Genomic DNA, 18465 nt, shown 5'->3' with positions numbered 1-18465 from the left:
CCGCTATTCGGGCGCGGCCGCTCGCTGCGTCGATCGCTGCAAAGTCTCGACCGCCGCGGGATTGAGCCCCGCGATCGATACCGTGAGGCCAAGCCCGTCTTCGTTGTTGCGCAGCGCGAGCGACGCGTGGTGACGCTGCACGATCCGCGCAACGATGGCAAGACCAAGACCACTGCCTTGCCCCTCGGCCCCTGGGCTCCGATAAAACCGATCGCAAACGCGCGGCAGCTCTTCTGCGGGAATGCCCGGCCCGTTATCGCGCACGGAAAGGCCGATACCGTTCGCGTCACGCTGCAACACGACATCGACCTTGCCGCCTGCCGGCGTATGGCGAATCGCATTGTCGAGCAGGTTGTTCAGCACCGCGGTCAGCGCGTGCGGCTCGCCCATCACGGCAAATTCGCCGTTGGCCGCCGCAGCATCGTCGACTTCGAGGCCGAGGTCGATCGATTTCGTCTCGGCAACGAGCGAGAGATCGCCGACGGCCTGCTCGGCGAGCCTGCGAAGATCGACTGGCTGCATCTGGGCCACGCCGAGCGCGTCTTCGCGCGCCAACGCCAGCAACTGCTGCACGAGCCGGATGAGGCGGTTGAGCCTCTCCTCGATTTGCGCAAGCGTCCGCCCTTCACCCTTCAACGAGCCGTCGCGCTCGGCGGCCTGAAGCTGAAGGCGCAGCGCGGTCAGCGGTGAGCGCAGTTCGTGCGCGGCATCGGCAACGAACGTGCGTTGCGCCTGTGATGCAGTGCCGAGGCGCGCCAACAAATCGTTGAGCGCGTGCACGAGCGGCCGGATCTCGACGGGCATGGCGGAGTCGAATCGCAGCGGCTCGAGCGCTTCGAACGAACGCGTCGACAACGCACGCGTCACTCCCCTGATCGGAGCGAGCGCCCGCCCGACGACGACGAGCACGAGTACGATCGTGGCCGGCAACAGCAACGCGAACGGCCAGAGCGTGCGCAACGCGAGCCGCGCGGCAAGCGCGTCGCGCACCGAGACCGGCTGAGCCACCTGAACAAACCGCTCGCCGACTTGGGCGCTGAACACACGCCAATGCTTTTCATCAACCTCTATCGTGCGAAAGCCCTCCGCTCCCCGCTCGAATGGCGGTGTGTCCTCCGACCGATAGACGACCCGGCCTTGCTGATTGCGGACCTCAATCGCGATGCGGTCTTCCGAGAGCCCTTCCAGTTGCGGACTCGGCCCGACCGCCACGCCTACCGTGGCGACGTCCGGCGGCAGCGAGAGTGCCACTGTCCGCAGCTCGTAGTCGAAGAGTTCGCCCGCTTCTCCGCGGGCCTTCAGATAGACGCCATAGCCGGCAATGGCAGACACGGCGACGAAGCCGAAGATGAGCCAGCCGAGCAGGCGGCCCTTGATCGAGCGCATCAGACTCGCCTCAAGCGATATCCGACCCCGCGCACGGTGACGATCTCCTCCGCGCCGATCTTCCTCCGCAAGCTGTGCACGTGGACTTCGACGGCATTGCTGCCGATCTCTTGTTGCCAACCGTAGATCTTCTCTTCGAGTTCGGATTTCGTATAGACGCGCGAGGGCATCTCGATCAGCGCCCGCAGCAACGCGAACTCGCGCGGCATGAGCGGAATGGACTCGCCGTCCTTCGTGACCTCGCGCGATGCGGGATCGAGTGTCAGCACGCCGTGCGTGTAGACAGGCTGCTTTTGCCCCGTGCGCCGGCGCAGCAGCGCGCGGATTCGCGCCGCGAGCTCATGCAGATCGAATGGCTTGACGAGATAATCGTCCGCGCCCGTATCGAGCCCGCGCACGCGCTCGTCGACGGCGTCACGTGCCGTGACGATGATCACGGGCGCGGCGCCTCCGGCCTTGCGATACGCATTCAGGACTTCGATCCCCTCAGTCTTCGGCAACCCGAGATCGAGCAGTACAAGGTCATACACGCCGTTTGCGAGCGACAGTTGCGCCTCCCGACCGTCGCGGGCCCAATCGATTGCATAGCCCTCGCGCCGCATCGCACCGAGCACGGGTTCCGCAATCATCTGATCGTCTTCGACCAAAAGCAGTCGCATGGCCTTCGCTTCCTCTCTTTTGTACGCCGCCAGCATAGCGCAGTGCGCTGGCGGCGATGCAGGCAAATATGGACCTGTAGTGGCTCGGCAGCGTGCACGAGCTTTGCTTAAGCGTCGCTTAAGGAAATGTTCGGGACAATGCACGCTCGCAGACACGAAGGATCGATCTTGTCCGTTTTTCACGCTGTCACGAGCGCGCTTGCGCGGGCTGCACGGCGTCTGATCGCGCCCGGCTTCACCCTCGCGCTCGCCGCTTGCACGTGGTACCACGGAGAGCCGTTGGGCCGACAGCAAACGCTGATGTCGCCTGACGCGCTTGGCCGAGTCCGCATCGATCCTTCGACGATGCCGCTGCCCGCGCTCGCCGCCCATCGGTTCGATCCCTCCGATGGACTCGACATCGAAGAAGTCGCGATGCTCGCCGTTGCCGACAATCCCGATCTGAAGCTCGCGCGAGACGACCTCGGCATCGCGCGCGCACAGGCCTTTTCGGCAGGCCTGCTGCCCGACCCGCAGCTAAGTGTCGCGAGCGACTATCCCGGTGCGGCCGGATACTCGCGCGCGTTCACGTACGGGCTGAGCATGGACGTGATGGCTATCGTCACGCGCGGTGCAAACAAGCGGTCGGAGCAAGCCAACGTCACGAAGATCGATCTGGGCCTGCTATGGCAGGAATGGCAAGTCGTTGCGCAAGCCAAGCAATTATTCCTGAAGGCGCGGCTGTCGGACGAGATTCTGCCTCTTCTTCGGAAACAACTTGATATCGCCAAGGCCCGCTATGAGAGCGCGGCCGCAGCCGAGCGCTCTCGCGCCGTCACCGAAGACATATCGACGGCGTCGCTCATTGCGTACACCGACGCTCGCAAGCAATACGGCGATGCCGAGCGCGAAGCCGAGCAAACGCATCACGACTTGAACGCGCTGCTCGGTCTTGCACCGGATATCCGGTTGCGGCTGACCGGCGACGACGATAGCGTCCCGGTATCCGACACGCAGATCGATACCGCTCTCGCCGACCTACCGAAGCGCCGCCCCGATCTGCTCGCACTGCAAGCGGGCTACGAGGCTCAGGAGCAGAAATACCGCGCCGCTATCCTCAATCAGTTTCCGAGCCTTTCGGTCGGCTTCGTGCGGGCGCGCGACACGTCAGAGATTTATACGAGCGGCTTTCAGATCAACCTGAGCCTGCCGATCTTCAATCGCAACCGCGGCAATGTCGCGATCGAGCAGGCAACGCGGCAGCGGCTGCATGACGAGTACCAGATCCGGCTGAATCAGGCCTATGCCGATGCAGCGCATCTGCGTGCCGATACCGCGATCTTGACGCAAGCCCTCGAGCGCGCCGACGCCGCGTTGCCGGGCGCGGAGCGCGCCGCCGACGATGCCGAGCGCGCCTATGACGCGCGGGATCTCGTGCTGGGCGCGTATTCCGACGCATTGAGCGCAGCCCTCACCAAACGAATCGAAGTCGCGCGACTGCGCGAATCGCTCGCCGAACAACGCATCGCGCTGCAGACGGTTCTCGGCAGCGCGATCCCCGATACGTTCTCTCACGACGAACACCTCATCAACGCCCATGCGAAATAACCTCATGTCGACGCGCACGGCCCGGGCCGCGATCAGCGTCGCCGCCGCGACAGCGCTGCTGACCGGTTTCGCTCGACACGCATGCGCCGACGAGGCGCAGGCCGGTGTCGTAGCCGTCCAGACCGTGCGTGCCGAACGCGGAACGATCTCCGAGCCTGTGCGCGCTTACGGCATCGTCGCCGCGTCTCAATCGAACGTCACGACGCTGTCGTTACCCTACGTGGTTCAGGTCGCACGGCTTCTCGTTCAGCCCGGGCAGACCGTCAAACGCGGAACGCCGCTCGTGCTCGTGAAAGCCGATGCCGCAGCGCTGCTCGCCGCCGACCAGGCGCAAACCGCACTCTCGTTCGCTCGCGGCGAGCTTGCCAGGACGCAGTCGCTTTACGATCAGCATCTCGCGACGGCCTCTCAAGTCGCGGCCGCGCAAAAGAGCGTGGAGGACGCACGGCAGGCGCTCGCGGCGCAGCGACAGATGGGCGTGGGAAGCGGCGCGCGCACCATCGCGGCACCCGCGGACGGAGTCGTCCTTCAAGTATCCGTCTCGCAAGGCGATCAAGTAGCGGCAGGTTCCGCGATCGCGCAGATCGCAACGACGAGCGGCGGCACGGGCGGCCGAGCGAATGTGATGCTCGGCGTGGAGCCCGACGATGCGGGCGCGGTCCACGAGGGCGATACCGTCACGCTGCATGGACTCTCCGCCTTGCTTTCGAAGCAAACCGTAACGGGCCGCATCACGACGGTCGGCGCCGCTATCGATGCGCAAAGCCATCTCGTCGACGTCGGCGCAAATGTGCCGCTCCGGAACTCCGCATTCATTCCGGGCACGCATGTCAGCGCGGATATTGCGACGCGCAGCGGTACTCACTGGATCGTTCCGCGGTCAGCGGTGCTGACTGACGGTCACGGCACTTATCTCTTTCAGGTGACGCAAGAACACAAGGCGCATCGTGTACCCGTCGCCGTCGCCATCGAAAACGGCGAGCGCTATGGCGTGGACGGCGCGCTGGATGCGACGCTGCCCGTAGTGACGGTCGGCAACTATGAGCTCGAAGACGGCGCGGCAGTCCGCGGCGCTGGAGAGTCGGCTCGATGAACTTCAGTCAATGGATGCAGACGCATCGGCGCTCGCTGCTTTTCGTGCTGGCGCTGCTCGCCGTTGCCGGTACACTCGCAGCCTTTCGCCTGCCGATTTCACTGTTTCCCAACGTCTCGTTTCCGCGCGTCGTGGTCTCGCTCGACGCCGGCGATCGACCGGCCGAACAGATGGCGACACTCGTCACCACGCCGGTCGAAGAGGCGCTGCGCCGCGTGCCGAACGTCATCGACGTCCAATCGAAAACGAGTCGGGGCTCCGCTGAGATCTCGATCAATTTCAACTGGGGCACCGACATGCCGCAGGCCACCCTGCAGGCACAGTCGGCAATCAGCGAAATCCTTGGCACCCTTCCGCCCGGCACCTCGATGCTCGTGCGACGCATGGATCCCACCGTCTTTCCGGTACTCGCGTACAGCCTGACCTCCGATCGGCAGACACTGTCGGCGCTACGCGATCTCGCGCAGTTTCAATTGCGTCCGCTGCTTTCATCGATCGACGGCGTCGCGCGCGTAGACGTGACCGGCGGCGCGCAGGACGAGCTCGAAGTCGAAATCGACCCGGCGCGCCTCGCCGCGTACAAGCTTTCGCTCGCCGACGTCTCGAAGGCGATCGGCGCGACCAACGTGCTGATGGCCACGGGCCGCATCGAAGACCACGACAAACTTTATCTCGTCATCGCGAATACTCCTGTCACACAGCTAACCGAGCTCAAGCGCGTGGTCGTCGCGGACAACGGCGCGATGCAGGTCCGCCTCGGCGACATCGCCAATGTCCATCTCGGCGTCATGCCGCAGTGGATCCGGGTCACCGCCGACGGTCACGACGCCGTTCTGGTCAACATCTATCAGCAACCCGGCGCAAACAGCGTCGCGATGGCCGCGGCCGTGCGTGCGCGACTTGCCTCGTTCAGTCGCCAGATGCCTTCCGGCGTGCATTTGGCGAACTGGTACGACCAGAGCCAATTGGTGGTTGCCTCGGCCAAGAGCGTACGCGATGCGATCATCATCGGCGTCGTGCTCGCGGCGATTACATTGTTCGTATTCCTGCGCAATGGGAAGATCACGGCGATTGCCGTCGCACTCGTGCCGGTCGTCATGGCGTCGACGATCTTGCTCCTCGACGTGTTCGGCATGGGATTCAACATCATGACGCTCGGCGGCATGGCCGCCGCGGTAGGCCTGGTCATCGACGACGCGATCGTCATGATCGAGCATATCGTGCGGCGCATTCGGGAGACAGGGGAGAAAGCATTCCACGGGCGCGTGATGTCGGCCGCGCTCGAGTTCACGCGACCGCTCTCGGGATCGTCGGCCGCCACGCTCATTATCTTCGTGCCGCTCGCGTTTCTTTCCGGCGTGACGGGCGCCTTTTTCAAGGCACTTTCGATCACGATGGCAAGCGCACTCTTCATTTCGTTTCTCGTCACATGGCTCGCCGTCCCGATCCTCTGTGATCACTGGCTCAAACCCGCCGATGCCGAAGAGCATCGCGAGTCGCGGCTCGGCGCCTGGCTCAATCAGCACTACACAGGACTCGTCGATCGGTTGATCGCGCGGCCGGCGCTGGTCCTGCTCGCCCTCGTGCCATTGGCGGTAGTCGCGGCCTTCGCCTTCACGCGGGTGGGCAGCGGTTTTATGCCCGCGATGGACGAAGGCGGTTTCGTGCTGGATTACCACACCGAACCGGGCACCTCGGTGACCGAAACCGACCGGCTGATGCGGCAGGTGGAGGCAATCTTGCGCGCGAACCCGAACGTCGAGACCTATTCCCGCCGCACGGGCGCCGGCCTAGGCGGCGACCTCAACGAGCCGAATCGCGGTGACTTCTTCGTGCGGCTGAAGTCCGCTAACCGCGAGCCGATCGAGACAGTGATGGAGGAAGTCCGGACGCAAATCGCCCATGACGTGCCCGGCGTCAGCGTGGAACTCGCGCAGCTGATGGAAGACCTCATCGGCGATCTGACGGCCGTTCCGCAGCCCGTGCAGATCAAGATTTACTCCGACGACCAGAACTTACTCGATGCCACCGCGCGCAACGTCGCGATGCGTATCGGCAAGATCTCCGGCGTCGTCGATATCGACGACGGCATCCACCCCGCCGGCGACGCGCTCGAACTCCATATCCGGCCCGGTGCCGCCGCGGCCGAAGGCATGGATCCCCAGTCGATCGCACAAGCTGTCGCTCAGATGGTCGACGGGGACGTCGCCACGCAGTTTCAGCGTGGACCCAAGACCATTGGCGTGCGTGTCCGCGTGGCCGATGCATTGAAGCTCACCGATACGGAACTGGGCCGCCTGCGCGTCCGTGCGCCGGACGGTCATCTATTCGCGCTCGATCGCGTCATGGACCGTGTGGTTATCTCGGGGCAGCCTGAAATCACCCGCGACAATCTGAAGCGGATGGTCGCCGTGACCGCTCGCATCGAAGGCCGCGATCTCGGTTCGACGATAGCCGACGTGCAACGCGTGCTCGGGCAGCCGGGGCTGCTTCCGGCCGGCATCTATTATGAGCTCGGAGGACTTTATCAGCAGCAGCAGATCGCATTCCGAGGTCTCCTCACGGTATTCGGCGCCGCCATCGCGCTCGTATTCGGGCTGCTGCTCTTTCTATACGAGCGCCTGCGCGTCGCATGCGCGGTCATGATCATGCCGCTAGTCGCGGCGGGCGCCGTATTCATCGGACTGTGGGTGACCGGTATCGAGCTCAACATCTCGGCGATGATGGGAATGACGATGATCATCGGCATCGTGACCGAAGTAGCGATCTTCTATGTTTCCGAGTTGCAGGGCCTCGTTCGCGACGAAGGGATGCCGTTGCGGCAGGCGTTGATCGAGGCGGGCCGCAACCGGATGCGACCGATCGCCATGACCACGATCGCGGCCATCCTGGCGCTTACGCCGCTCGCCCTCGCGCTCGGCCAGGGCTCCGCGATGCAGCAGCCGCTCGCGGTGGCGATCATCTCGGGACTGATCGCTCAACTGCCACTCGTTCTGTTGTTGCTGCCGATTCTGCTGCATCTGTTGCTGCGTAGGGATGTCGAAGGGGTCTAGAGCAGCCAGCCGGCTGCGGCCCCAGCGAAACCCGCCACGCAGACGATGGCGGCCAGCGCGCCGACGAGACCGAGATACCAACGGCTCGGCCGATGCGCGACGGGCAGCGCGACCGCGGCGAGCGCAATCAGCAGCCCGACGATGAGCGGCAGCATCAACGCATTGAGAACCTGCGCGCCGACGTTCAACGACACGAGATCGGGCTCGACCCCGACGATGAGCGCGCTGACGCCGACCGCCCCGGCATAGACGCCAAAAAACCATGGCGCGCGCGTCGGCCCGCCTTCGAGGCTTCTGCTGTAGCCGGACACTTCGCCGATTCCCCAAGCGAGCGCCAGCGAGCAGACGATAGCCGCGACGAGCGATGCGCCGAGCACGCCCGCGCCGAACAACAACCGCCCTGCTTCGGGACCGACGACGCTCGAGAGCGCCGCGCCGATTTCGCCGACGCTTTGCAGGCCGTGCGGATCTCCCGCGTTCGATAGTGTCGCGGCGGTCGCGACGAGAACGGCCCCAGTCAGCAACTGCGTGAGCACCGAACCGAGCGCGGTCTCGACTCTCGCGTTGTGATAATCGAGCGACGTGAACTTCTTGTCCGCAACGGCGGCCTGCTGATAGAAGATCATCCACGGATTGAAGGTCGCGCCTATCAGCGCCGCCGCCAGGTAGGAAAATTCGGCATGCCGGAACGGCATATCTTGCAGCTGCCTCGCCAACGTGCTGAAGTCGGGCCGCGCATGCCAGACGACCGCGAAGAACGAGAGTTCGAACATCCCGATCAGCATCGCGACGCGGTCGACGCGCTTATGCGAGCCGGTCGCGACGACGGCCAGCAGAACGCATACGGCAAGCGGCAACGTGACATACCGCGGCACCCCATACATCTCGCCCACGCCGGCGACACCGGTAAATTCGGTCACGAGGGAGCCCATCACCGCCACGAAGAGCCCGGCTGCGGCAAGGCCGGCCCACAGTGCGCCGAAACGTCGACGCACGAGTTCGCCGAATCCTCGGCCGTTGAAGATGCCGAGCCGCACACAGAGCTCCTGAATCATATAGAGCAGCGGAATCAGCGCGAGCAGCACGGGTAGCAGTCTCACGCCCCATCTCGCTCCGCTTTGAGCGGCGGTGACGACGTTGCCCGCATCGCAATCGGCAAGCATGACGAGCAGGCCCGGCCCCCAGCCGGCCGTCGCTCGCAAAGCGTCGCCGCTTCGCCTCATCAATGCTTGGAAGTCGGCCATGATCGCCGCGGGGCAAGTAGGTGTAGAGAGGTAAGGCTAAAACGATAGCCGAAATTCCGAGTCCCGGACACCCTGTACATCCGGTCATGCAGCGACGATGCTTGCATCCGATCCGTCACGAAAAGGAGAGAGAGAGCCCGAGCAGTGCGGCGATGAGCGCGGGGAGCATCACCACGGCGCCCACTTTCAGAAAATCCACGCCCCGCACGTCGAGCCCGCCCTTACGGAGCGCGGCGAGCCAGAGAATCGTCGCGAGGGAGCCGGTGATCGACAAGTTAGGGCCGAGATCCACGCCGACGAGTACGGCGCCGGCAACCGTTGCCGGCGCCTTCGTCGCAGCGATCGCCGTGCCCGCAAGCAAGCCGGCGGGCAGATTGTTGACGAGACTGCAAACGAGCGCGATCGTAAGCCCGGACAGCCAGGCCGTCAGCGTCACCGAATAGCGCGTGAGCGCATCGAGCAGATGAGCCAGCATGCGGATCGCGCCGGTCCGGTCCAACCCTTCCACGATCACGAAGAGCCCCGCGACGAGCGGCAGCACGGACCAAGACATCTGAGCAAGATGGGACCCGAGCAGTCGGCGCTTTTGCAGACAGACCGCCACGAAGACCGCTGCTCCGGCCGCGAAAGTCGGGAGTCCTAAGGAGATCCCTCTGGCGGAAGAGGCCATCATCACGGCAGCCATCATGACGATGCCGCAGCCCGTCGTCTTGCCGGAGGCGTCCAACGGCGGCACATCGACTTTTCGTTCGATGTGTCCGGAAAGTGCGCGGCGCTGAGCAAACCGCAGCGCGACATAGGTGACGACGATCGAAAGCGCCGACGGCGCCGCGAAGCGCGCGAGCCATGCGGCGAGACCCGGCAGCCGATCGTGGAAGACGACAAGATTTGCCGGATTCGAGATCGGAAGCACGAAGCTCGCCGCGTTCGCAACGAACGCGCAGATATAAAGAAAAGGCAGCGGCTTTTCGGCTTTGACGGCACGCGCAACGGCTACCACGGCGGGCGTCAGCACGACGGCCGTCGCATCGTTCGACATCGTGATCGTGACGACGGTACCCACGCCATACAACAGGAAGAAAAGACGCTTGGCCGACCCCGCCGCGCGCCTCGCCGCGAGTGCGGCCATGTAATCGAAGAGCCCCTCTCTGCCCGCCAATTCAGCCACGATCATCATGCCCGTGAGGAACAGATAGACGTCGGTTCCTTTGCCGGCCGCGCGCAGTGCATCGGCCCACGGCAATGCCCCCGATAAACAAAGCGTCAATGCGCCAAGGAGCGCCCAGATCGCCTCGGGCAATTTGAATGGCCGCATGACGACGCCGAACGTGGCCGCGACGGCGATAGCCCAGACGGAAAACGGGGAAGCGAAGAGTGCATTCATCGGCGGTGGCCCTCGCAGGCATCGGCAGCCGCAACCGCCGGTGAAATGGGGATGATCGTGGACGCACGCGAGGACCGGATGTTCCCAAGCGTTTCCGGCATCGCAACCGCAAACAGGAGGAGCGCGATCAGCGCCATGAAGGCGAGCAGGCAAAAAGCGGCCCCGAAGCCGAATCGGTCGACGATGAAGCCGCTCGTCAGATTGCTGAGCGCCGCGCCGATGCCCACCGCCAGCGCGATCGTCCCTTGGGCAAAGCTGAACCGCCCTGTCCCACGCATCAAATCCGACGCAATAATCGTCGCCACGACGCCAAAAATGCCGGCGGATATTCCGTCCAGAATCTGAATGCCGATCACCGCATAGGCGTTGTCGGTCGCGGCGAAGAGCAGCCCTCGGATCGGCAGCACGACAAGCGCGACGAGGAAAATCTTCTTCCGTCCGATGCCGGCTCGCATGGCGCGGCCCACTGCCGATGCCGTCACCATCATCACGAGCTGGGCGGCGATCACGCATGCGCTGAGGCCGATCAAGTCCTGACCCGGGTGGGTTTTGGCGATCATCTGCCCCGCGAGCGGCAGCATCGCCGCATTCCCGAAATGGAAGAAAACGACCGTGGCGAGGAACACCCAGACGTCGCGGCGCGTGACGATACGGGCTAGCGGCAACGGCTGCGCCTTGCCATCCCGGACGGTCTCTCCGCCACGCGCCAGTTCGTGATCGATCTCCGAAGGGCGGATGAGCATCACGGCGAGCGAACTCGCGAATGCGAAGAAGCAGACGAGGTAGAACAACCAGATCGCACCTTGGTACTGCCCGACAAGGCCGGCCATCGCCGCGGCCGTGAAGTTGCCAGCATGATTGAGGCTTTCATTGCGGCTCACGCGCGCCGGCAACGCGCCATGGCCGACGATGCCGAGACTGAGCGCGGCAAGACACGGCGGAATGACGGCCGCAACGAGCGCGAGCATGACCTGTATCGCGAGCACGACGAGCAACGTCGAACTGTGTGCGATCGCCAGACATCCGAGCCCGATCGTCAATGACGAGACCGCGATGACGGCTCGCTTGGCCCGCGCCGCGTCCACGAGCATTCCCGCGGGGATCTGGCTCAGCGCGGCCGCGATGCCGCTTGCGCCCATGACGAGTCCGATGTCGCCCGAGGACCAATGCTGCGATCCCTTGAGGAACACCGCGAGAAACGGGCCGATGCCGTCGCGCACATCGGCCATGAGAAACGTCAGCGCATCGAGCGCGCCGAGGCTTCGCCTCGACGGCGAGCGGGATGCCGCCGCGCCATCATCGGTCTCGTCGACAGACCGCTTCGCCGCCGCGCCCATGGCCTCAGGCGTCCGTTTCGGCGCCGGCCACATGCGCGATCTCGTCGACATCGAGCGTGCGCCCGATACCGGTCTCGACGAGTTCGCCCCAAGCCTCGACGCAGGCGCCTGGCGTCAGGTGCGAAGCCAGCTCGGCGGCGGATTCGCGGGACATCCGCAACGATGTGCCATCATCGAGCAGCGCGCCGCGCAGCTCGCCTTTCGGCCCATGCAGCGACAGCACGACGGCACCCGACACCTTCTGCGCGCATCGCGCCGGGCCGGGATCTCCTTCGTCCAGGTCAGCTGCGTGCTTCTTACGCTTCTTCTCGCCGCCATGCGGTCCATCGTCGATGACGACGTCGCCATCCGAAGTAACGATCGATACGGCCGAAACCATGTTGACGCCACGCGGCTTGACTCCTCGCACGCTCACGATATCGCCGGGCGCGACGCGCTCGACGAGCGTCGACGAGAGATGCGGCGGCAGATGAACCTGCAGATGTCCGTCGAGAATCAAACCGTCCGCATCGCCATGTGGGTCGAGCAATAGGCGCGTGACGGTACCTTTCGTTTCGGGCAGGCTTTCGGGATCTATCCAATGCATGTTGAGTTCTCCTTGGCGATTGAGATACGCATCGACGGTTGGCCGTCGTGCGCGGAGGAGAACAAGGCAATGAGCATGCCATCGGCGCGACCGCCTGACGACAAGGGAAAGACCAACGATGAGCCGCAACCGGGCATCGATAAGTGTCCGGTTGTCGGACAGGGGGTGTCCGATTCATTGACAGCATCGGCGCCAACCGGCGCGCCGCACTCGAGGCGCAGCGCGACTTTATTCGAGCCCGAGACTGGCCATCTTCGTATAAAGCGACTGGCGACTGATGCCCAGTCTGCGCGCGGCATCGGCGCGATTGCCTCCTGCGAGCTCGAGCGCGCGCGCAATCAGCGCGCGCTCGACCCGCTCGATCGCCTCCGCGAGCGGCAGCTCGGCGAGCGCGGCCAACACCGCGTCGTCGGCCGCCCCCGCTCGCGCGCCGAGAAACGAAAGGTCGTCGCCGGTGATCGCCGGGCCCGGCGCAAGCGAGGCGACACGTTCGATCGCATTCTTGAGCTCGCGCACGTTGCCGGGCCACGCGTGTTCGACGAGGCGCCGCTCGGCCTCGGGCGAAAAATGCATGGCGCGCCCCGTCGATATCCGGGCGGACGAGAGGAAGTGCTCCGCGAGCGGAAGGATGTCGGCGATCCGTTCGCGCAGCGGCGGCAAGTGCAGCGGCACGACATTGAGCCGGTAGAGGAGGTCCTGACGGAAATCGCCGGCCGCCACCATCGAGTCGAGGTCGCGATGCGTCGCCGCCACGACGCGAACGTTCACGGAAATCGGCTTGCTCGTTCCGAGCGGCATCACCTGCCGCTCTTGCAGCACGCGCAGCAGCTTCGCCTGCATGGCGGCCGGCATGTCGCCGATCTCGTCGAGAAAGAGCGTGCCGCCGTCGGCCTCGGCGATCCGGCCGACACGCTCGGCCGCCGCACCGGTAAAGGCCCCCTTCGCGTGACCGAACATCTCGCTTTCGAGCAGCTCATGCGGGATCGCCGCGCAGTTGATGGCGACGAACGCCGCACCGCGCCGCATCGACGATTCATGCAGCACGCGCGCGGCCACCTCTTTGCCCGTTCCGGTTTCGCCCGTGATCAGGACGCTTGCGTCCGTGGAGGCGGCGCGTCCCAGTTGTTTCTGGACACGGCGCATGGCCTCGCTGATGCCCAACAGCCTCGCCTCGCTGCCCGACGGAGGCTCGTGCTCGAACGGCGCATCGGCTTGCACTGCGTTTGGTGGCGGCTCGTTGGCGGTAAAGACGCGCAGCAATAGCGACGCGATGTCGTCGCGACCGACCGGCTTCGTCAAGTGCTCGAACGCGCCGAGCCTCATTGCGCCGATGGTGTTGTCGCTCGTTGCGTACGCCGTCAGCATGACGACCGGTACTGCCTTGAACCTGCTGTCGTTACGCAGCTTCTCGAGCATGGCGAGCCCGTCCATGTCGGGCAGACGGAAATCGAGAAAGATGCAGTCCGCTGGCTCGCCGCCGTGCAATCGGTCGAGCGCGGCGGCGGCCGAGTCGGCTTCGACGACGCGATGACCGAGGTCTTCCAGCGTTTCCGCGAGACCCTCGCGAAACGCGTCGTCATCATCGATTACGAGGATGGTTGCCACGGTATCTCCATGACGAAACGCGCGCCCGCCTCGGCATCGTCGAGCCGGACGAGTCCGCCGTGCGCGGACGCGACTTCGCGCACCACGGCGAGGCCCAACCCTGTGCCGTCCGGGCGGCCGGTCACGAATGGCTCGAAAATTCGCTGCCGTTGATCGGGCGGCACGCCGGGGCCATCGTCGGCCACTTCGATCGCGAGCAACGATTCGCCGCCGCGGCACAAGCGTCGAGCCGATACGATAACGGTCCCTTCCTCGCCGACATGGCGCAGCGCATTGATGAGCAGATTGTCGAGCGCGCGGCGCAGTTGCTCGGGGTCGAGCCGCAAGACCGGAGAAGCCGCGCCCGCCGATGCGTCGGCATCGATTCGCAGTTCGAGAGCGAGCGTCACGCGCCGCTTCTCCGCACGCTCTCGATAGGCCTCGACGATCGCCTGGAGCCAGCGGGCGATATCCACTTCGACGGGCCGAACGACGATCGGTTGCGTCAACGCGAGCAAGCTCGCGAGCTGCGTCTCGATGCGCCCGATCTGCTCGAGGATCACACGCAGCGCATCGCGTTGCCGCGCACTGTCCGCCGCCAGCGCGTTCTCCGCCTTGAGCCGCATCGCGCCCGCCGGGTTTCGAATTTCGTGGGCGATCTCGGCCGCGAGCCTGCCCAGCACGCCGAATCGCTCCGCCTCGCCGAGCCTTTTGGCGAGATCGGCAGCTTGCTGCTGTAAGGCCGCGGTGCGTTCGACGTAACGATTCAGCGCCGCCACGATCTTGTCGAGATCGGGCTCGCCCAGAGGCTCGAAGCGCGTCGTCCCCGGATGTTCGCTCCCCGGCGAAAGCGCGGCCTCGAGCGCGACGAGGTTGCGCTTCCAGCGGCGCAATGCCAGCGCGAGCACGACGGCGATGACGAGTATGACGGCGAGCACGATGGCGAGGCTCGCGCTCAGCGCCTCGCCGTGCGGGCCGAGCGGCGGGCGCGCACGCGTAAGCATCCACGCGAGCAGCGTGCCTTCGCCGCGCACGGGGCACGCCGCCGCGACGACGGCATCCTGTCCGCTCTCGATGACGGATTGCGCACTTGCGTGCTGCGCGGCGGCCGCTTGCAACGTACGCAAAATCAATGGCGTCTCGGCTTCCGGGATGTCGCGCTTGACGCCGCTGCCCTGATAGGTCGGAAATGCGTAGGCGAGGAAACCGCTTCGGGCAGCACCGTCTTGCGCGGTGCCAGTCGGTGACGGCGTGTTCGTCCAGAAGCCACCCTCGACACCGTCGAACCTGAGCAGCACGACATCGAGGACGGCCCGCATCAGATCACGATTGGACGTTGCACGCGAGGAAGCGTCCGAGAGGCTGTAGCGCGAAGCCACGGCCTCACAGGCCGCGGCCGCCCGCTCTTTGGCACCCGCGACCTGCTCGCTTCCCACCGAGCTTGCGATGAACGCGATGACCGCGGCCAGCATCGCGCAGATCGCGGCGACGAGACCCCACGAGATCATGAGTTGCGTCGAGAACGATGGCCGCTTCATCGATATGACGGGCGAGTGAGATGGCGCAAGGATAGCGCAAAGCGAACGTGGGCCGGCTCATGAGCCGCGACGAGGCGCTCGCGGCGACCAGAATGGATCAGAATCGATAGCCGACGCCCGCGAGGTAGATGTCGCTGTCTTTATCGTATCCGGTCAATACACGGTTCCACGAAGCACGCACGAGCCAGTGCCGCGTCATCTGATAGCTCGCGCTCATCGTCACTAGCACCGAAACCTTGTCGCCCGTTTGCGTCGCGCCTTGCACACGGTAAGTATCGACGGCCACGTACGGCCCGGCGCCGACGGCAAGCCTCAGCGTGTTGCCGAAGAAAGAGCGGCCGAGCCAAGCCTGGACGGCCGCGCCGTTACGGCGCGTGAGAACGGTCCTGCCTTCGTCGAGCCAGCTCACCGTCGCGTCCACGTAGGGGCCAAAGCCGTGCCGATACTCGACACCTCTGGCCCAACTGCCCGGCGACGTGAGGCTGTTGACTTCCGTCCTGCCGTAAAAGACCGTCAACTCGTCGCCGCTACCGGGGCCCGGGCGTGTGCCGTCAAACGACGTATGCGTAGCCGGTAGCGCGTCGAGCCGATAGCCGATGCCGGCGAGCGCCGTCGTCGTGTTGATGCTGTTCCGTGAGTAAGTTCGATTGACGGAGAGCTGATAAAACCAGCGCGGATTCGGATAATAGGTGGCCGACACGCTGTAGATGAGCGCGATACCGTGGACATCCGAATAGCGTCGTGGCGCGTCCGCCGCCGTCGTGTCGAAAAAGAAATAGCCGCCAATGCCAGCCCCGAGCGCGAGCTTGCGATCGAAGAACCACGCGCGCCGCCAATACTGGAGCGCGAAGCCATCGCGATGGTGGCCCGGAAAATGCCCTTCGTTGAGCCACGAATACGAAAGCGAGTTATAGGCGTCGAGCGACTGGAGATAAGAAAAGCCCCAGGCGTAACTCGATTCGCTCGGGCCGTTGAAACGCGAACCTCCGGCAAGCGCCGAAAACTCCTGCGCGCATGCAGCGCCGCTGGCCACTGAAAGAATGATTGCGAATGCTTGTGACGCCCGTTGACGTCTGCCGCCGACTGCCATACTCGTGCGCCTCTTCGGATCCACGGTTGCGTCGCCCGGCGGCAGGCCGGCTCGCGCCGGCTCCGACACCCGGGGCCAGATCGGCTTAGTTTAACGGTCGCGAACCGAAACGTCGCGCAAGGACGAGGAAGCGACGATTACATTTGTTTAAACAGTGCGCCGGCTGCGCGACTGACTGGCAGCACGTCGCCGTGCCGAGGCGGCTCGATCGCCATCCTTCGTTCGACCTTTATTCGACGACCGGCGGCGTTTCGAACGTGTGATACGGCGCCGGGCTCGGCACAGTCCATTCGAGGCCTTGCGCGCCGTCCCATGGCGATGCACCCGCGGGCTCGCGATGCGCGTGCTTGCCGAAGTAAAGCGGCAGCGCGACGGCGAACAAGAAATAAACCTGTGCGAGCCCGAACACGAATGCGCCAACGGTTGCGACGCGGTTCCAGTCCGTGAACTGCGCGGCGTAGTCCGCATAGCGACGCGGCATGCCGGCGAGCCCCAGAAAGTGCATCGGGAAGAAGGTGACGTTGAACGAAATCATCGTCAGCCAGAAGTGGATCTTCCCTCTCAACTCGTCGTACTTCCAACCGGTCCACTTCGGCGACCAGTAGTACCAACCCGAAAAGAGCCCGAATAGCGACCCCGCGACGAGCACGTAGTGGAAGTGCGCGACGACGAAATAAGTACCGTGATACTGAATGTCCGTCGGCGCCATCGCAAGCATGAGCCCCGTCAGGCCGCCCATCGTGAAGACGAAGATGAAGCCGATCGCGAACAGCATCGGCGTTTCGAACGTGAGCGAGCCGCGCCACATCGTGGCGAGCCAGTTGAAGACCTTCACCCCCGTCGGCACCGCGATCAGCATCGTCGCGTACATGAAGAAGAGCTGGCTCGTGACGGGCATGCCGACCGTAAACATATGATGCGCCCAGACGAGAAACGAGAGGATCGCGATCGAGGCGCCCGCGTAGACCATGGAACTGTAGCCGAAGAGCGGCTTGCGCGAGAAGGCCGGGACGACCTGCGAAATGATTCCGAATGCGGGCAATATCATCACGTAGACCTCGGGGTGGCCGAAGAACCAGAACACGTGCTGATACATGACCGGGTCACCGCCGCCGGCCGCGCTGAAAAAGCTCGTGCCGAAATGGCGATCGAACAGCAGCATCGTGACGGCGCCCGCCAGCACCGGCATGATCGCGATGAGCAAATAAGCCGTGATCAGCCACATCCAGACGAAGAGCGGCAGCTTCATCAGCGTCATCCCCGGCGCGCGCAGGTTGATGATCGTCACGATGATATTGATGGCGCCCATGATCGACGACGCCCCCATGATGTGCACGGCGAAAATCGTGAAGTCCATGCCGGGGCCCATCTGCGTCGAGAGCGGCGCATACATCGTCCAGCCGGCCGCCTGCGCGCCGGCGGGCGCGAAGAACGACCCGATCAGCAGCACGCCGCCCGCGGGCAGCAACCAGAAAGACAAATTGTTGAGCCGCGCGAACGCCATGTCGGGTGCGCCGATTTGCAGCGGGATCATCCAGTTCGCGAAACCGACGAACGCCGGCATGATCGCCCCGAAGATCATGACGAGGCCGTGAAGGCCTGTGAGCTGATTGAAAAACTCTGGGCGAAAAAACTGCAGCCCCGGCGAGAAAAGCTCGGCACGTATCGCGAGCGCGAATACCCCGCCGACGATAAACATCGTGAACGAAAAAATCAGGTAGAGCGTGCCGATGTCCTTGTGGTTCGTCGTGCGCAGCCAGCGCATGAGGCCCGCCGGGGGGGCCGCGTGACCGTGCTCATGTTCATGGTGGCGATCGGCCGGTGTCGTCGCGGTTGTCATGCGGAGCCCTCCTACCCTCGATCAGCGGTGAAGCGCGCAACGAGCGTGCCGCGCCGCGATCGCGCGCCCGTCGCCCAATCTACC

At 64.6% G+C, this 18465-nt stretch carries 13 protein-coding genes; 3 read left to right on the top strand and 10 right to left on the bottom strand.

Annotated features, from left to right (window positions below; genetic code table 11):
• Positions 1-3: 3 nt before the first annotated feature.
• Both AB4Y31_RS10445 and AB4Y31_RS10440 read right to left on the bottom strand, forming a co-directional pair.
• On the bottom strand, positions 4-1386 hold the full coding sequence (locus tag AB4Y31_RS10445) for an ATP-binding protein (RefSeq protein WP_368673864.1): 1383 nt from the start codon (positions 1384-1386) through the stop codon (positions 4-6).
• The gene (locus AB4Y31_RS10440; RefSeq protein ID WP_026229759.1) at positions 1386-2045 is read right to left on the bottom strand and encodes a response regulator; all 660 of its coding nucleotides are present in this window, start codon (positions 2043-2045) and stop codon (positions 1386-1388) included. The genes AB4Y31_RS10445 and AB4Y31_RS10440 overlap by 1 nt, the downstream gene beginning before the upstream one ends.
• 168 nt (positions 2046-2213) lie before the next feature.
• Between AB4Y31_RS10440 and AB4Y31_RS10435 the strand changes: the two genes are divergently transcribed.
• From AB4Y31_RS10435 to AB4Y31_RS10425, 3 genes are read left to right on the top strand one after another with little or no spacing between them, the layout of a single operon-like run.
• Positions 2214-3632: a TolC family protein gene (locus tag AB4Y31_RS10435; RefSeq protein WP_368673863.1), complete on the top strand. Its 1419-nt coding sequence runs from the start codon at positions 2214-2216 to the stop codon at positions 3630-3632.
• Between the two features lie 4 nt (positions 3633-3636).
• Complete coding sequence (locus AB4Y31_RS10430) at positions 3637-4725, top strand: efflux RND transporter periplasmic adaptor subunit (protein ID WP_368673862.1); 1089 nt, start codon at positions 3637-3639, stop codon at positions 4723-4725.
• The gene (locus AB4Y31_RS10425; protein WP_018441165.1) at positions 4722-7778 is read left to right on the top strand and encodes an efflux RND transporter permease subunit; all 3057 of its coding nucleotides are present in this window, start codon (positions 4722-4724) and stop codon (positions 7776-7778) included. Before AB4Y31_RS10430 ends, AB4Y31_RS10425 begins: the two co-directional genes overlap by 4 nt.
• Here the strand turns inward: AB4Y31_RS10425 and AB4Y31_RS10420 are convergent.
• The 8 genes from AB4Y31_RS10420 to ctaD form a co-directional block, all read right to left on the bottom strand.
• Positions 7775-9022: an NRAMP family divalent metal transporter gene (locus tag AB4Y31_RS10420; protein ID WP_368673861.1), complete on the bottom strand. Its 1248-nt coding sequence runs from the start codon at positions 9020-9022 to the stop codon at positions 7775-7777. The genes AB4Y31_RS10425 and AB4Y31_RS10420 overlap by 4 nt on opposite strands.
• A 115-nt stretch (positions 9023-9137) precedes the next feature.
• Entirely contained in the window at positions 9138-10406 is a 1269-nt protein-coding gene (locus AB4Y31_RS10415) for an SLC13 family permease (RefSeq protein ID WP_368673860.1), read from the bottom strand.
• Complete coding sequence (locus AB4Y31_RS10410) at positions 10403-11776, bottom strand: MFS transporter (RefSeq protein ID WP_368673859.1); 1374 nt, start codon at positions 11774-11776, stop codon at positions 10403-10405. Before AB4Y31_RS10410 ends, AB4Y31_RS10415 begins: the two co-directional genes overlap by 4 nt.
• Positions 11748-12329 (bottom strand): hypothetical protein, encoded by a 582-nt coding sequence (locus tag AB4Y31_RS10405; protein ID WP_368673858.1) that lies wholly within the window; start codon positions 12327-12329, stop codon positions 11748-11750. Before AB4Y31_RS10405 ends, AB4Y31_RS10410 begins: the two co-directional genes overlap by 29 nt.
• A gap of 228 nt (positions 12330-12557) precedes the next feature.
• The gene (locus AB4Y31_RS10400; protein ID WP_368673857.1) at positions 12558-13934 is read right to left on the bottom strand and encodes a sigma-54-dependent transcriptional regulator; all 1377 of its coding nucleotides are present in this window, start codon (positions 13932-13934) and stop codon (positions 12558-12560) included.
• A complete protein-coding gene (locus AB4Y31_RS10395; protein WP_368673856.1) occupies positions 13916-15451 on the bottom strand; it encodes a PAS domain-containing sensor histidine kinase in 1536 nt (511 codons plus the stop codon). The genes AB4Y31_RS10400 and AB4Y31_RS10395 overlap by 19 nt, the downstream gene beginning before the upstream one ends.
• A gap of 97 nt (positions 15452-15548) precedes the next feature.
• Positions 15549-16541, bottom strand: coding sequence for a hypothetical protein (locus tag AB4Y31_RS10390; protein ID WP_368673855.1), 993 nt, complete (start codon positions 16539-16541; stop codon positions 15549-15551).
• 229 nt (positions 16542-16770) lie between these two features.
• Positions 16771-18306: a cytochrome c oxidase subunit I gene (ctaD, locus tag AB4Y31_RS10385; RefSeq protein ID WP_368674475.1), complete on the bottom strand. Its 1536-nt coding sequence runs from the start codon at positions 18304-18306 to the stop codon at positions 16771-16773.
• Between the last annotated feature and the right edge of the window lie 159 nt (positions 18307-18465).

It is taken from the genome of Trinickia sp. EG282A (assembly GCF_040965455.1).
Taxonomy (GTDB): domain Bacteria; phylum Pseudomonadota; class Gammaproteobacteria; order Burkholderiales; family Burkholderiaceae; genus Trinickia; species Trinickia symbiotica.
This window is presented reverse-complemented; position numbering and strand designations above follow the sequence as displayed.

What these genes read in the sequence shown, in the direction of transcription:
- AB4Y31_RS10445 (WP_368673864.1), bottom strand. Translation starts at nt 1,386, where the DNA reads ATGCGCTCGATCAAGGGCCGCCTGCTCGGCTGGCTCATCTTCGGCTTC.
- AB4Y31_RS10440 (WP_026229759.1), bottom strand. Translation starts at nt 2,045, where the DNA reads ATGCGACTGCTTTTGGTCGAAGACGATCAGATGATTGCGGAACCCGTG.
- AB4Y31_RS10430 (WP_368673862.1), top strand. Translation starts at nt 3,637, where the DNA reads ATGTCGACGCGCACGGCCCGGGCCGCGATCAGCGTCGCCGCCGCGACA.
- AB4Y31_RS10425 (WP_018441165.1), top strand. Translation starts at nt 4,722, where the DNA reads ATGAACTTCAGTCAATGGATGCAGACGCATCGGCGCTCGCTGCTTTTC.
- AB4Y31_RS10420 (WP_368673861.1), bottom strand. Translation starts at nt 9,022, where the DNA reads ATGGCCGACTTCCAAGCATTGATGAGGCGAAGCGGCGACGCTTTGCGA.
- AB4Y31_RS10415 (WP_368673860.1), bottom strand. Translation starts at nt 10,406, where the DNA reads ATGAATGCACTCTTCGCTTCCCCGTTTTCCGTCTGGGCTATCGCCGTC.
- AB4Y31_RS10410 (WP_368673859.1), bottom strand. Translation starts at nt 11,776, where the DNA reads ATGTGGCCGGCGCCGAAACGGACGCCTGAGGCCATGGGCGCGGCGGCG.
- AB4Y31_RS10405 (WP_368673858.1), bottom strand. Translation starts at nt 12,329, where the DNA reads ATGCATTGGATAGATCCCGAAAGCCTGCCCGAAACGAAAGGTACCGTC.
- AB4Y31_RS10395 (WP_368673856.1), bottom strand. Translation starts at nt 15,451, where the DNA reads ATGAAGCGGCCATCGTTCTCGACGCAACTCATGATCTCGTGGGGTCTC.
- AB4Y31_RS10390 (WP_368673855.1), bottom strand. Translation starts at nt 16,541, where the DNA reads ATGGCAGTCGGCGGCAGACGTCAACGGGCGTCACAAGCATTCGCAATC.
- ctaD (WP_368674475.1), bottom strand. Translation starts at nt 18,306, where the DNA reads ATGCGCTGGCTGCGCACGACGAACCACAAGGACATCGGCACGCTCTAC.